Genomic DNA, 14327 nt, shown 5'->3' with positions numbered 1-14327 from the left:
GTCGCACGGACGCCTCGCACATCGGGCGGGCCCGGCCGGCGGCCCGCAGAATCGGACCATGGACCTGCCGGTGATGCCGCCCGTGAAGCCGATGCTCGCCAAGTCGGTGGCGAGGATCCCGCCGGGCATGCAGTACGAGGCGAAGTGGGACGGCTTCCGCGCGATCGTGTTCCGCGACGGGGACGAGGTCGAGCTGGCAAGCCGGACCACCAAGTCGCTGACCAGGTACTTTCCCGAGCTGGTGGCGGCGCTGAAGGAGCGTCTGCCGCAGCGGTGCGTGGTGGACGGGGAGATCGTGATCGCCCGGGAGGGGCGGCTGGACTTCGACGCCCTCACCGAGCGCATCCACCCGGCGGACTCGCGGGTGCGCACCCTGGCCGAGCGGACCCCGGCGTCGTTCGTGGCGTTCGACCTGCTGGCGCTGGGGGACGAGTCGCTGATGCGGGCCCCGTTGACGGACCGCCGGGAGCTGCTGACGTCGGCGCTGTCCGGGGTGACGGCGCCGGTGCACGTGGCGCCGGCGACGACCGACGTCGAGACGGCTGAGGGCTGGTTCGAGCAGTACGAGGGGGCCGGTCTGGACGGTGTGGTCGCCAAGCCGCTCGCGCTGCGCTACCTCCCCGACGAACGGGCGATGTTCAAGATCAAGCACGAGCGGACGGCGGACGTCGTCGTCGCGGGGTACCGGCTGCACAAGAGCGGCCCGGTCGTCGGCTCGCTGCTGCTCGGCCTGTACGACGACCGGGGCGCCCTCCAGCACGTCGGGGTGTCGGCGGCGTTCTCGATGAAGCGGCGGGCCGAGCTGATCGACGAGCTGGAGCCGCTGCGCATGGACGACGTGTCCGGGCACCCGTGGGCCGCCTGGGCCGAGGAGGCGGCCCACGAGTCGGCCCGGCTGCCGGGGGCGCCGAGCCGCTGGTCGGGCAAGAAGGACCTGTCCTGGGTGCCGCTGCGGCCCGAGCGGGTGGCCGAGGTGGCGTACGACCACATGGAGAACGGCGCCCGGTTCCGGCACACGGCCCGCTTCCGCCGCTGGCGCCCGGACCGCACCCCCGAGAGCTGCACGTACGCGCAGCTGGAGGAGCCGGTGCGCTACGACCTCGCGGAGATCTTCGCGCCGCCGGAGTGACCGGGCGCCGGGCTCACGCGGGTCAGGGCTTCATCAGCACCTTGATCGCGCCCTCCTGCTTGCGCTGGAACATCTCGTAGGCGTGCGGGGCGTCGCTGAGCGGCACCCGGTGGGTGGCGAACTCGTCGACGCCGAGCGGGTCCTCGTCCGTGAGGTACGGCAGGATCTCGTCGGTCCAGCGGCGCACGTTGGCCTGGCCCATCCGCAGCTGGATCTGCTTGTCGAACAGGGTGAGCATCGGCATCGGGTCGGCCATGCCGCCGTACACGCCGGACAGCGAGATCGTGCCGCCGCGCCGGACCAGCTCGATCGCGGTGTACAGGGCGGACAGCCGGTCGACGCTGAAGCGCTCGGCGAACGGGCCGCTGATCTTGCGCGGCATGACCGCGGCGGCCGACTGCGCCAGCTTGGCGACGGCGCTGCCGTGGGCCTCGGTGCCGACCGCGTCGATCACGGCGTCCGGTCCCCGGCCGTCGGTGGCGTCGCGGATGGCGGTGACGAGTTCCTTCTCGTCGTCGAAACTCCGCAGGTCGTACGTCTCGACGCCCCGGTCGCGGACCCTCTTCAGCCGCTCGGGCACCAGGTCGACGCCGAACACCTGGCCGGCGCCCTGGAGCTGTGCGACCCGGCAGGCCATGTCGCCGATGGGACCGAGGCCGAGGACGGCGACGCTGCCGCCCTTCGGGACGCCCGCGTACTTGACCGCCTGCCAGGCGGTCGGCAGCACGTCGGAGAGGTAGACGAACCGGTCGTCGGCGGGTCCCTCCGGGATCTTGATGGGCCCGAACTGGGCCTGCGGGACGCGCAGGTACTCCGCCTGGGCGCCCGGCACCGCTCCGTACAGCCGGGTGTAGCCGAACAGGGCCGCGCCCATGCCCTCGCTGCTGACCTGGGTGGTCTCGCACTGGGTCGGCAGACCGGTCAGGCACATCCAGCAGTCGCCGCAGGCGATCTGGAACGGCACCACGACCCGGTCCCCCGCCTGGAGGTCCGGCACCCCGGCGCCGACCTCCTCGACGATGCCCATCGGTTCGTGACCGAGGATGTCGCCGGGTGTCATGAACGGCGTCAGCACCTCGTACAGGTGCAGGTCGGAGCCGCACAGTCCGGACGACGTGACACGGATGATCGCGTCCGTGGGTTCCTCGATCCTGGGATCGGGCACGTTCTCCACGCGCACGTCCCGCTTTCCCTGCCAGGTCACTGCCCTCATCGCCCCGCGCTCCCTCCGTCGCCTGTGCGCGTTCGTGCGAGGCGCCGGGTACCCCCGGCTCCTCCACCGAACCGGACGGCGGCCCCTGATCGAGCAGGCGTCCGATCGGGTATGGGTCGTATGAACCGATAAGCGCGGTACAGGTGACATGGACAGTGAGATGGACAGGGCGGGTGGGCGCGAGTGACGACGGTGGGCGGACGACGACGGGTACGCGGCGGGCGCCCCACGGGCGTGGCGGTCCTGCTGGCCGCCGCCCTGACGGCCTCCCTGGCGGCGGGCTGCACGGCCGGGAAGGACGACGACCGGGGCCGTCGGGCGTCCCCGGACGCGAGCGCGGGCCGGGCGTCGGTCCTGGCGGTGAAGATCGACAACGTGCGCGGCGCCCGTCCGCAGACCGGGCTGGACGCCGCGGACGTCGTGTACGTCGAGCAGGTCGAGGGCGGTCTGAGCCGTCTCATGGCGGTGTACGCGACACGGCTGCCGGAGACCGTCGGACCGGTCCGCAGCGCCCGCGAGAGCGATCTGGAGCTCCTTGCGCAGTTCGACCGGCCGACGCTGGCGTTCTCCGGGGCGCAGAGCAAGCTCCTGCCGCTGATCGACAAGGCGTCGGTGCGGGCGAGGCCACCGGGTACGGCGTCCGACGCGTACGTCCGGAACCCGGACCGGCCCGCCCCGCACAACCTGTATCTGCGGCCCGGCCGGCTGCTGCCCTCGGCGCCCGGCGAGGACGCCCTGACCACCGGCTTCCGCTTCGGTGCCGCTCCCGAGGGCGGCCGGGAGACGACCTCGGGGACCGTGCGGTATCCGGCCGCCCGCTACACCTTCACCTGGTCCCCGGACAAGGAGCGCTGGCTGATCTCCATGGACGGCGAACCCGCCGTGACGACGGACGGCGGCCGGATGGCGGCGCCCACGGTCGTCGTGCAGGAGGTGAAGGTGCGCCAGTCCGCGTTCCACGACTTCCTCGGCAACAACACGCCGTTCACGGAGACGGTCGGCGAGGGGAAGGCGCGGGTGCTGCGCGACGGGCGCGCCTACGACGTGCGGTGGAAGCGCCCGAAGGCCACGGACGGCACGACGTTCACCACGGAGGACGGCAGGCCGATGCCCTTCGGGCGGGGCCAGGTGTGGGTGCTGTTCACGAAGGCGTCCTGAGGGCGCCCGGGTCCCCTGGGTCGCGCAGCCCCTCCGCCGCGTCCGCGACCCTCCGGATCAGGTCGAGGAACAGCGTCCGCTCCTCGCCGGAGAGCGGGGCGAGGAAGACCTGGTTCATCCGGGCGGTGCGCACGGTCAGCCGTTTGTGCGTGCGCAGCCCGTCGTCGGTGAGGCGCAGCAGGGAGCGGCGTCCGTCCTGCGGGTCGCGCACCTTGTCGAGCAGGCCGCGGCGCCCGAGCCGGGTGACCACCTCGGCGATGGTGGACCGGTCGAGCCCGACGCGCTCCCCCACGGTCCGCTGGTCGAGGCCGGGCTCGGCGACGAGGGTGTTGAGGACGGCGAACTGGGGCGAGGTGATCTCCTCGGACACCATCGTGTTCCAGAGCAGGTGGTGCGCCTGCTGGAGCCGCCGGGCCAGATGCCCGGGGTGGGTGCCGAGGTCCACGGCGGCCATGCGCGCTCCCTGGGTGGCTTTTTTCGTCGGTGCACTGAACGATAGCCGATCCCTGTATGGCCGTCGCCGCGGCGGAGCGTCCCCCGATCGGCGCAACGACGGGGTATTGACGTGCTCGACGCCCCGGTGGCAGCGTGAGACGGACCTCGCGCAGATGCTCAGTGCGCTGACTACTCGGCTCGACGCTCGGCGCTCGGCGCTCGGCACTCATCGGAGATCTCGGAAGAGATGAGGCATCCCGGATGGACAAGGTGGTCGCCACGGCCCTGGAGGCGGTGGCCGACGTGGGCGACGGGGCGTCGCTCGCGGTGGGCGGCTTCGGCCTGAGCGGTGTGCCGAACGTGCTGATCCAGGCCCTGCACGAGCGCGGGGTGTCCGGGCTCGCGGTCGTCTCCAACAACTGCGGCGCGATGGAGTCCGGGCTGGCCGTCCTGCTCGCGGCGGGGCGGATCGCCCGGGTCACCGGCTCCTACATCGGCGCGAACAAGGAGTTCGCCCGGCAGTACCTGTCCGGGGAGCTCGAGGTGGAGATGATCCCGCAGGGCACGCTGGCCGAGCGGCTGCGCGCCGGGGGCGCCGGCATCCCCGCCTTCTACACCCCGGCGGGTGTCGGGACGCAGGTCGCCGACGGCGGGCTGCCGTGGCGGTACGACGGTTCCGGCGGGGTCGCGCTCGCCTCGCCGCCGAAGGAGGTGCGCGAGTTCGACGGCGCCGAGTACGTGCTGGAGCGCGGCATCCGCACCGACTTCGCGCTGGTGCGGGCCGCCCGCGGCGACCGGCACGGCAACCTGGTGTTCGCCAAGTCCGCCCGGAACTTCAACCCGCTGGCCGCGATGGCCGGACGGGTCACGATCGCCGAGGTCGAGGAGCTCGTCGAGCCGGGCGGCATCGACCCGGACGCGGTGCATCTGCCGGGCATCTTCGTGCGGCGGGTCGTGGCGCTCACCCCGGAGCAGGCGGCGGACAAGGGCGTCGAGCGGCGGACGGTCTCGTCGCCCCGGGCAGGCGGGACGGTGGACGGCTGATGGCGTGGACCCGGGAGGAGATGGCCGCGCGGGCCGCCCGCGAGCTGCGGGACGGGCAGTACGTCAACCTGGGCATCGGGCTGCCCACGCTGATCCCGAACCATCTGCCGCCGGACGTCGAGGTGGTCCTGGAGTCCGAGAACGGCATCCTGGGCACGGGCCCCTACCCGGCGCAGGACCAGGTCGACCCCGATCTGATCAACGCCGGGAAGGAGACCGTGACCGTCCTGCCGGGCGCCTCCTTCTTCGACTCGGCGCTGTCCTTCTCGATGATCCGGGGCGGGCACATCGACGTGGCCGTGCTGGGCGCCATGCAGGTGTCGGAGCGCGGCGACCTGGCGAACTGGGCCGTCCCCGGCACGATGATCACCGGGATCGGCGGGGCGATGGACCTGGTGCACGGGGCCCGCACGGTCATCGTCGTCATGACCCACACCGCCAAGGACGGCTCCCCGAAGATCCTGCCGGAGTGCACGCTGCCGCTCACCGGCAAGGCCTGCGTGGACCGGATCGTCACCGACCTCGGCGTCCTGGACGTGACACCGCACGGGCTGCGGCTCGTCGAGACCGCGCCCGGCGTCAGCACCGGGGAGATCGCCGCCCGCACCGGCGCCGGGCTGCTCACCGACGCCGACGACCACCGAGGAACCACCCCATGACCCTCACCCAGCACGACATCGACCAGGAGATCGCGGCCGAGCGCGCCGCGTACCGGAAGCGGCTCGCGGACGGGGCGCCGGCCGAGCACCATCCGCGCCGGGACTACGCGCCGTACCGGTCGTCCCTGCTGCGCCACCCGAAGCGGCCGCCGGTCGCCGTCGACGTGCGCGCGGACCCGGAGCTGGTCGAGCTGCACTCCCCCGCCTTCGGCGAACGGGACGTCACCGAGATCGACAACGACCTCACCCGGCAGCACACCGGTGCGCCCCTCGGCGAGCGGATCACCGTCTCCGGGCGGCTCCTGGACCGTGACGGACGCCCGGTGCGCGGCCAGCTCATCGAGATCTGGCAGGCCAACGCGGCCGGCCGGTACGCCCACCGGCGCGAGCAGCACGACGCCCCGCTGGACCCCAACTTCACCGGTGTGGGCCGTACCCTCACGGACGCGGACGGCCGGTACCACTTCACGACCGTCCAGCCGGGCCCCTACCCCTGGCGCAACCACCTCAACGCCTGGCGGCCCGCCCACATCCACTTCTCGATGTTCGGCACGGCCTTCACCCAGCGCCTGGTCACCCAGATGTACTTCCCGGCCGATCCGCTGTTCCCGTACGACCCGATCATCCAGTCCGTGACCGACGACGCCGCGCGGCAGCGGCTCGTCGCCACCTACGACCACGACCTGTCCGTGCCTGAGTTCTCGATGGGCTACCGCTGGGACATCGTGCTGGACGGACCGCACGCCACCTGGCGGGAAGAGGGGCACTGAACCGTGACGGCGAACGGCACGAACGAAGCGGGCGGCCTGCCGCCCACCCCCTCCCACACGGTGGGCCCCTTCTACGGCTACGCGCTGCCGTTCCCGGGCGGCGAGGAGATCGCGCCGCTCGGGCACCCGGACACGATCACCGTGCACGGGTACGTCCTGGACGGTGCGGGCGCGCCGGTGCCCGACGCGTTCCTCGAGGTGTGGGGCGCCGACCCCCAGGGGAACGTCCCCGCCGTCGACGGCTCGATGCGGCGCGATCCGGCGAGCGGCGGGCATCTGGGCCGCAACGGCGTGGAGTTCACCGGCTGGGGCCGGGCGGGGACCGACGCGGACGGGCACTGGTACGCGCGCACCCTGCGTCCCGGCGCGCGCGGGCGCGGCGCCCCGTACCTGAGCGTCTGCGTGTTCGCGCGCGGCCTGCTGGTGCACCTGTTCACCCGGATCTACCTGCCGGAGGACACGGCCGCGCACGCCGCCGACCCGCTGCTCGCGGGGCTGGACGGGGAGCGACGCGCCACGCTGGTCGCGCGGGACGAGGGTCGTGCCACGTACCGTTTCGACATCCGCCTTCAGGGCGAAGGCGAGACGGTCTTCCTGGAGTACCAGTGACTTCTGCGGCATCCGGTGACAGCGGACTGCTCGCCCCGGGCTGGACGGGCTCGGACGCGGCCCGCGCGACCGGCGACGCGGCGGTCCTGCAGGCCCTGCTGGACGCGGAGGCCGCCCTCACCCGCGCCCAGGCGGCCCTGGGCCTCGCCCCGGAGGCGGCCGCCCGGGCGGTGACCGGCGCGGCGGTCGCGGCCCGCTTCGACGCGCGGGCGCTCGCCGAGGAGGCACGCGGGGGCGGCAACCCGGTCATCCCCCTGGTCGGCGCGCTGACCCGGGCCGTCGGCGAGGAGCACGGCCCGTATGTGCACCGGGGCGCCACCAGCCAGGACATCATGGACACCGCGATGATGCTGGTGGCCGTGCGCGCGCTCGGCCCGGTCCTCGCCGATCTGGAGCGCACCGGGCGGGCGTTCGCCCGGCTGGCCGCCGTACACCGCGACACCGTGCTGCCGGGACGCACCCTCACCCAGCACGCCGTCCCGACGACGTTCGGTCTGAAGGCGGCCGGCTGGCGGGCGCTGGTCCTGGACGCACGGGACCGGACGACGGCCGTACGGGACGCGCTGCCCGCCCAACTCGGCGGCGCCGCGGGTACCTTGGCGGTGTTCGGGGTGTACGGGGCGAGCGACCCGACCGCGCTGCCGGCGGCGTACGCCCGTGAACTGGGCCTTCGTGTACCGGAGTTGCCGTGGCACACCCTGCGTACGCCGGTCGCCGACCTCGCGGGCTGCCTGGCGTTCACAGCGGGGGCGCTCGGGAAGGCCGCCGTGGACGTGCTGACCCTGTCGCGCACCGAGATCGCCGAGGTCGCCGAGGGCAGCGGCGGCGGTTCCTCCGCCATGCCGCACAAGTCCAACCCCGTCCGGTCCACGCTGATCGTCGCCGCCGCCCGGCGGGCCCCGCAGCTCGCGGCCACCCTGTACGGGTCGATGGCCGCCGAGGACGAACGTCCGGCCGGTGCCTGGCACGCGGAGTGGGAGCCGCTGCGGGACCTGCTGCGCCTGGTGGGCGGGGCCGCCCGCGACGCCGCCGAGCTGGCGGAGGGGCTGCGGGTGCGCCCGGACGTGATGCGCGCCCATCTGGACCTCACCGGCGGGGCGGTCGTCTCGGAGCGGCTGTCCGCCGAACTGGCCGCTGAGCTGGGCCGCGCCCGCGCCAAGGAGCTGCTGACCCGGCTGGCCGCCGAGGGACGCCCGCTCGCCGAGGCGCCCGAGCTGGCCGGCGCCGACCTCGACCCGACGCACTACACCGGCTCCGCGGGAGCCCTCACCGACCGTGCACTGGAGCGACGTTGACCCTTCTCCACCATCGCGCCGAAGGCCCCGCCTCCGCGCCCCCGCTGCTGCTCGGCCCCTCCCTCGGCACGTCGCACGCGCTGTGGGACGCGGTGGCGCCCGAGCTGTCCGCCACCCACCGCGTGATCCGCTGGGACCTGCCGGGGCACGGCCGCTCACCGGCCGGGCTGATCGACGCCGGGGCGACGGTCGCTGATCTGGCCGGCCTGGTGCTGGCGCTCGCCGACTCCCTCGGCGTCGAACGGTTCGCGTACGCGGGTGTCTCGCTCGGCGCCGCCGTCGGGATGCATCTCGCCGTCCACCACCCCCGGCGGGTCGACTCGCTGGCCGTGATCTGCGCGTCGGCGCACTTCGGCGGCGCCGAGCCGTGGAAGGAGCGGGCCGCGCTGGTCCGGCGGGAGGGCCTGGCCGGGCTCGCGGACGACGCGGACGCCCGCTGGTTCACCCCCGGGTTCACCGTGCCCCGGCTGATCCGCGACCACCGGGAGGCGGACGCCGCCGCCTACGCCGCGTGCTGCGACGCACTGGCCGCGTTCGACCTGCGGGACCATCTGGACCACGTCACCGCGCCCACCCTGCTGGTCGCGGGCCGCGAGGACCCGGCGACGCCGCCCGCCCATCTGCGGGAGATCGCGGACGCCGTGCCGGGGGCGGCGCTCGTCGAGATCCCGGGCGCCTCGCACCTGGCCCCGGCCGAGCGCCCGGAAGCCGTGCTCACCGCCCTGCGGGCCCACCTCGGAGGCGACGGCCCGCGCGGCATGGCGGTGCGCCGCGAGGTGCTGGGCGACGCGCACGTGGACCGGGCGCAGGCCCGCCAGGACGCGTTCACCGCGCGCTTCCAGGACTTCATCACGCGCTACGCCTGGGGGGAGGTCTGGGCCGACCCGACGCTCAGCAGGCGCGAACGCAGCCTGATCACCCTGACGGCGCTGGTCGCGCACGGGCACCTCGACGAGCTGGCGATGCACGTCCGGGCGGCCCGGCGCAACGGGCTGACGCCGGACGAGATCGGTGCCGTACTGCTCCAGACGGCCGTGTACTGCGGGGTGCCGGCCGCGAACGCCGCGTTCGCCGTCGCCCAGCGGGTGCTCACCGAGAAGTCCGACGCGGACTCCGGCACCGCCGGATGACGCGGGCGACGCGCACGAGCCGTCCCGCGTGCCTACGGTGAGGGCATGTCCACGCTGCTCCTCACCGGCGCCACCTCGGGGCTCGGCCGCCACCTCGCCGTCGAACTGGTCCGCGCCGGGCACCGGGTGCTCGCCCACGGGCGGGACGCCGGCCGCACGGAACGGCTGGTCGAGGAGCTGCGGGCCGACGGGGAGGCCGAGGGGTACGTGGCCGACCTGGCCTCGCTGGACCAGGTGCGTCAGCTGGCGGCGCACGTCGCGGGCGACCACCCCGAGCTGGACGTCCTGATCAACAACGCGGCCGTCGGCGGTGGACCGGACCGCACCCGCCGGGAGCTGAGCGCCGACGGGCACGAACTGCGGCTCGCCGTCAACTACCTGGCGCCCGTGGTGCTGACCCGCGCCCTGCTGCCGGTGCTGCGCGCGAACGGGCCGGCCCGCATCGTGAACGTCGGCTCGGCGGGCCAGGAGCCGCTGGACCCCGGCGACCCGGAGATGACCCGCGGTTACGAGGGCGTGGCGGCGTACTGCCGCAGCAAGTTCGCGCTGGCGGTCCACACGTTCGTCCTCGCCGAGGAGCTGGCCGGCACCGGCGTCTCGGTGAACGTGGTGCACCCGGCGACGCACATGGACACGGCGATGGTCCGCGACAGCGGCCTCACCCCCCTGCACACGGTCGCCGACGGCGCGCCCGGCGTCCTGGCGCTCGCCACCCGTGACCTGGGCTCGGGAGGCTACTTCGAGGGGACGTCGCCCGCGCGGGCCCACCCGGCCGCCTACGACTCCGCCACCCGTGAGCGGCTGACCGCCGTCACCGAGCAGTTGCTGCGTCTGTGACCGGGCTCAGACCAGGCCGGTGGCCAGGGCCGCCTCGGCCTGGCGCACCAGGCCGTCCGCGCCGCACGAGCGGGCCAGGGTCAGTCCGCGCCGCAGCTCGGCGGCGGAGCGGGCGGCCAGACCGTACTCGACGCGGGCGACGGCGTGCTCGTACTGGCAGGGCGACGCCTCCAGATAGGTGACGGCCCGCTCGGAGAGGCGGACGGCCCGCTGCCCGGTCTCCAGCGCGGCCGCGCAGCGCAGGGCCTCGCCGATCGCGGTGTCGGTGCCCAGGCGTTCGGCGTGCCGGCGGACCTCGGTGGCCAGCCGGGCGGCCCGCGCGGGGTCCTCGTTGGCGAGGGCGCGGGCGAGGTTCACGGCCCAGGGGACGAGGACGGGGTTGTGGTGGCCGCGGACGGCGGCCGCCTTCTCGGCGGCCTCGAGTTCGTTCACGCCCTCCTTGGTCCGGCCGACGGCGAGGAGCAGCCGGCCGCGGACCGCGCGCGGGTCGGGCAGGACGATGGTGGACGGGTAGGGCGGGGCGAAGCCGTACTGCTCCGCGATGTCCCAGGCCTCCTCGACATGGCCGCGGGCGAGCAGCGTGTCGACGAGGTTGCAGGTCGCGGACCAGTGCAACGGCAGCCGCCGGCCGACGCGTTCGGCGAACGCCAGCGACTGGCGCAGCGACTCCTCGGCCTCCTGGAGCCGGCCGCGCCTGCGCAGCCCGAGGCCGACGTAGGCGTGGGCCAGGGCGAGGTGCCCGCCGCTCCAGCCGAGGGACTCGTAGGCGCGCAGGGCCTCGTTGTAGAGGGTCTCGGCGCGGTCGAGGCGGTCGGTGAAGGCGTAGGCGCTGGCCAGCATCATCGGCAGTTCGAGGCCCCACTCGGGGTCGGTCCAGCCGAGGCCGGGGGCCAGGCGCCCGTTGACGAGGGCGCGGTCGCACAGCTCGGCGACCTCCTCGGCGTTCTCGCCGCGGGCCATGGCGTCGAAGCCGCGCAGGATGAGCAGGGCGCGTTCGGAGTTGTCCCGGCCGGTGCAGGTCGCGGCCAGCTCGGCGAGGCGCGCGGAGCGCCCGGGCGAGGCGGTCTCGCCGTGGATGCCCTCCCACATGAACTGCACGGCCTGGAGCCGCAGCCGGGTGGGTCCGCTCTGCCGGGCGGCCTCCGCCTCGACGGTGCGGACGGCCTCCTCCAGCTGGTCGTTGTGGAGCAGGGCCTGCGACAGGCGGTACACGGCGTCGACGCGGTCGTCGCCGTCGAGGCCGGGCAGGGCGAGGGCCCGCTGGAGGTGGTCGATGGTGACGGCGGGCGCGGTCAGCAGGGTGGCGCAGCCCAGTTCGTGCAGGACATGGGCATGGATCTCGGGCCGGGGCGGCTCCACGAGGGCGCGCTCCAGACAGCGGCGGGCCGCGTCCGGTGCGCCGACGGCCAGATGCTCGCGGGCGGCCTCGCGCAGCTGCTCGACGAGTTCCTCGTCGCCGTCGGGGTGGACCTCCAGGAGGTGCCGGGCGGCCGCGGCGGCGCCCCGGCCGTTGTCGGTGACGACGCGGGCGGCGATGCCGTGCATGGCGGTGCGCAGGGCGTCCGGGATGGAGTTGTAGACGGCGGTGGCGATGAGCGGGTGGACGAACTGGAACTCGCCGTCGTCGGGCCGCACCCCGGCCGGGTCGGGTTCGGTGAGGATGCGGGCGCCGCACAGGAGTTCCGCGCAGCGGTCGGCGTCGTCGACGCTCATCGTGGCCAGCTCGGCCACCAGGTCGACGGTGATCCCGGTGCCGAGGATGGCGGCGGCCCAGGCGAACCGGGTGGCCTCGATGCCGAGTGTCTCCAGGCGGGCGACGAGGCCGCCGCCGCGCGCGGCCCGGTTCAGGGCGCGCAGTTCGCCGGCCGTCGCCTCGGTCGGCTCGAACTCGTTCTCCTGGACCTTGGCGAGGAGTTCGACGGTCTCGTACGGGTTGCCGCCGGTGACGGCCCAGACCTCGCGGCAGAAGGGGGCGTCGGCGTGGCTGCCGAGGGTGGCGCGGGTGAGTCCGGCGGTGGCTTCGGGGGTGAGGGCGCTGAGGGTGGCGACGGAGGTGCCGGCCTCGGCGACGGCGTCGAGGTGGCGGGCGCTGTCGCCGCTGACCTCGCCGGGGCGGCGGGCCACGACGACCAGGACGTTCTGTTCGTCGAGGCGTTCACTGAAGGCGGCGAGCCAGCGCAGGGTCTCCTGGTCGGCCCAGTGGGCGTCGTCGATGAGCAGCACCAGCGGCCATTCGCGGCGGGCGAGCCGGCGGACGGCGGCGACCAGTCCGTCGCACACGCCCTGCGGGTCGGCCTGGCGCTCGCCGGGGTCCGTTATGCCGAGGGCGGGACCGGCGATGTCGTACCAGTCGCCGAGGTACTCGCGGGCCTCCTCCGGCATCAGCGACAGCAGCGCCGGCTGCAGTAACTGCCGTACGACGTTGAAGGGGACGGAGCTGAGGGTCTCGCCGCCGCGGGCGGACCAGACGGTGCAGCCGCGGGCCTCGGCGATACGGCGTGTTTCGGCCAGCAGGGCGGTCTTGCCGAGGCCCGCCTCGGCGCGGAGCACCAGCAGGCTGCCGTCGGTGGTCTGGTCCGCGCACAGCCGGTCCAGGGCCCGCCCGATGGCGGCGACCTCCTCGTCGCGCTCCCAGAGGGAGGCCGAGGCGGCCCGCGTGGGCCGTACCTCCGTCATCCCGCTACCTCCCCAAGTCGCCCGGACGACGTACAGCCCCCGAGCGTAGTCCTCCGGCGGACGGAATGGAGAGCGCTCGGGGGACCTGTTGCCGCGACGGGTGACGGCTTGTGCGGGCAGGCGACGGGAAGGGTCCGCGACATGGCCCTTGTCGACTGAATGACAGTCAAATTCCGGCCAGGAGTGGGCAGTCGGGGGTCTCGTCGCGTCACGCGCGCCGGCGCCGGCGCGGCGGCTCCCGGGTCGGTCCCGCGGCCGGCGGGCCCCGCTCGCGCACCGGTCCCCCGGCCGGGGTGCGGCACCTGGCCCGGCCCTCTCATCCGGCTTTCACCCGCACCTCTTACGGTGGGCGTATGACGCAGGTGACTCCTCCCGGCTGGTACCCCGACCCAGGCCGGCACAGTGACGGCCCGCCCACCGAGCGCTGGTGGGACGGCAGCGCGTGGACCGACCAGGTCCGCCCCACGGGGAGCGGCGCCCCGGCGGGCCCGCCGGCCGGCGGGGCGTATCCGGCGTACCCCGTGCACCCGGGCTATCCCGGCCAGGTGCAACCGGGGGCCCGGCGGGGACTGCGCACCGGGATAGCCGCCGGCGTGGCGGTGGTGGTCCTCGCGTGCATCGGCGTCGGCGTGTACGCGCTGACGGCCGAGGACGGCCCGGGCGGCACGGCCGCGGGGTCCCGGCAGGCCCCGGACCGCCCGGACCTGCCCGGTGGCCCCGAGGGTCCCGGCGGTTCCGGCGGGGGCTCGGGCGGCCCGTCGCGGGGGCCGGAGGGGTCCGAGCCGCCGAAGGTGGAGAGCGGTTCGATCACCGATCCGCTGAACGGGATCAGCCTGCCCGTGCCGGACGGCTGGTACGGGCAGCAGATCCGGGCGGGCGCGCAGGTGGCGTCGAAGGACACCTACCCGTGCCCCGCGCTGAAGTCCGAGACCTGTATGAAGGGCGGCGCCTACTCGGCTCCCGCGCTCGTGCTGCGCACCGCGGGCGACACCCCGGAGGCGGTCGCCAAGGCGGACATCGCGGCGAACGCGAAGGAGTCGTACGGCAAGGGCTACGGGAAGATCACCTCGCACAAGGTGCTGGCGTCCGAGGCGGTGACCGTGGCCGGGCGCAAGGGTTATCTGGTCCGCTGGCAGGCGGTCACCAGCGAGGGCTCGGACGGCTATGTCGAGTCGCTCGCCTTCCCGTCGCCGGCGTCCGGCGGCAAGGAGATCGCGGTCGTCCGCCTCGGGGTGGACGTCGACCAGGGCCAGGGCGTCCTGGACGAGATCGCGAAGGGCATCGAGGTCGCCCGGGGCGGCGGTCCCGGCCAGGACGTGTGAGCCCGGGCGGAACGTGACACGGCCGGGTGGGGCGGCCCCTCCGCTCAAGG

The 14327-nt window shown here is 74.5% G+C and carries 13 protein-coding genes; 10 read left to right on the top strand and 3 right to left on the bottom strand.

Annotation, left to right across the window (positions count from 1 at the left end; genetic code table 11):
* Positions 1 to 58: 58 nt before the first annotated feature.
* Positions 59 to 1129, top strand: a complete 1071-nt coding sequence (locus F8R89_RS29850; protein ID WP_151786857.1) for an ATP-dependent DNA ligase — start codon at positions 59 to 61, stop codon at positions 1127 to 1129.
* A gap of 22 nt (positions 1130 to 1151) precedes the next feature.
* Here F8R89_RS29850 and F8R89_RS29845 read toward each other — a convergent pair whose 3' ends face one another.
* The gene (locus F8R89_RS29845; RefSeq protein ID WP_151786856.1) at positions 1152 to 2342 is read right to left on the bottom strand and encodes a zinc-dependent alcohol dehydrogenase; all 1191 of its coding nucleotides are present in this window, start codon (positions 2340 to 2342) and stop codon (positions 1152 to 1154) included.
* Between the two features lie 183 nt (positions 2343 to 2525).
* Here F8R89_RS29845 and F8R89_RS29840 point away from each other — a divergent pair, with 183 nt between their 5' ends.
* The gene (locus tag F8R89_RS29840; RefSeq protein ID WP_225994533.1) at positions 2526 to 3500 is read left to right on the top strand and encodes a DUF3048 domain-containing protein; all 975 of its coding nucleotides are present in this window, start codon (positions 2526 to 2528) and stop codon (positions 3498 to 3500) included.
* On the opposite strand, the gene F8R89_RS29835 is transcribed toward F8R89_RS29840, so the two are convergent.
* Positions 3484 to 3954 carry a MarR family winged helix-turn-helix transcriptional regulator gene (locus F8R89_RS29835; protein ID WP_151786855.1) on the bottom strand — a complete coding sequence of 157 codons (471 nt, stop codon included), beginning with the start codon at positions 3952 to 3954 and terminating at the stop codon, positions 3484 to 3486. The genes F8R89_RS29840 and F8R89_RS29835 overlap by 17 nt on opposite strands.
* A 242-nt stretch (positions 3955 to 4196) precedes the next feature.
* On the opposite strand from F8R89_RS29835, the gene F8R89_RS29830 reads away from it, so the two are divergent.
* From F8R89_RS29830 to F8R89_RS29800, 7 genes are read left to right on the top strand one after another with little or no spacing between them, the layout of a single operon-like run.
* The gene (locus tag F8R89_RS29830) at positions 4197 to 4979 is read left to right on the top strand and encodes a CoA transferase subunit A (protein ID WP_151786854.1); all 783 of its coding nucleotides are present in this window, start codon (positions 4197 to 4199) and stop codon (positions 4977 to 4979) included.
* Positions 4979 to 5638, top strand: a complete 660-nt coding sequence (locus F8R89_RS29825) for a CoA transferase subunit B (protein WP_151786853.1) — start codon at positions 4979 to 4981, stop codon at positions 5636 to 5638. The genes F8R89_RS29830 and F8R89_RS29825 overlap by 1 nt, the downstream gene beginning before the upstream one ends.
* Positions 5635 to 6408, top strand: coding sequence for a protocatechuate 3,4-dioxygenase subunit beta (pcaH, locus tag F8R89_RS29820; protein ID WP_151786852.1), 774 nt, complete (start codon positions 5635 to 5637; stop codon positions 6406 to 6408). The genes F8R89_RS29825 and pcaH overlap by 4 nt, the downstream gene beginning before the upstream one ends.
* A gap of 3 nt (positions 6409 to 6411) precedes the next feature.
* Complete coding sequence (pcaG, locus tag F8R89_RS29815) at positions 6412 to 7017, top strand: protocatechuate 3,4-dioxygenase subunit alpha (RefSeq protein ID WP_151786851.1); 606 nt, start codon at positions 6412 to 6414, stop codon at positions 7015 to 7017.
* On the top strand, positions 7014 to 8312 hold the full coding sequence (pcaB, locus tag F8R89_RS29810; RefSeq protein WP_151786850.1) for a 3-carboxy-cis,cis-muconate cycloisomerase: 1299 nt from the start codon (positions 7014 to 7016) through the stop codon (positions 8310 to 8312). The genes pcaG and pcaB overlap by 4 nt, the downstream gene beginning before the upstream one ends.
* Entirely contained in the window at positions 8309 to 9442 is a 1134-nt protein-coding gene (pcaD, locus tag F8R89_RS29805; protein ID WP_151786849.1) for a 3-oxoadipate enol-lactonase, read from the top strand. The genes pcaB and pcaD overlap by 4 nt, the downstream gene beginning before the upstream one ends.
* A 45-nt stretch (positions 9443 to 9487) precedes the next feature.
* Entirely contained in the window at positions 9488 to 10279 is a 792-nt protein-coding gene (locus tag F8R89_RS29800) for an SDR family NAD(P)-dependent oxidoreductase (protein ID WP_151786848.1), read from the top strand.
* A gap of 6 nt (positions 10280 to 10285) precedes the next feature.
* Here the strand turns inward: F8R89_RS29800 and F8R89_RS29795 are convergent, their stop codons facing one another.
* Entirely contained in the window at positions 10286 to 12955 is a 2670-nt protein-coding gene (locus F8R89_RS29795; protein WP_151786847.1) for an ATP-binding protein, read from the bottom strand.
* Between the two features lie 353 nt (positions 12956 to 13308).
* Between F8R89_RS29795 and F8R89_RS29790 the strand changes: the two genes are divergently transcribed.
* The gene (locus F8R89_RS29790; protein ID WP_151786846.1) at positions 13309 to 14277 is read left to right on the top strand and encodes a DUF2510 domain-containing protein; all 969 of its coding nucleotides are present in this window, start codon (positions 13309 to 13311) and stop codon (positions 14275 to 14277) included.
* Positions 14278 to 14327 lie beyond the last annotated feature (50 nt).

This window comes from Streptomyces sp. SS1-1, assembly GCF_008973465.1.
GTDB lineage: Bacteria > Actinomycetota > Actinomycetes > Streptomycetales > Streptomycetaceae > Streptomyces.
The sequence above is the reverse complement of the archived record's forward strand: the minus strand, read 5'-3'. Positions and strand labels throughout refer to the sequence as shown.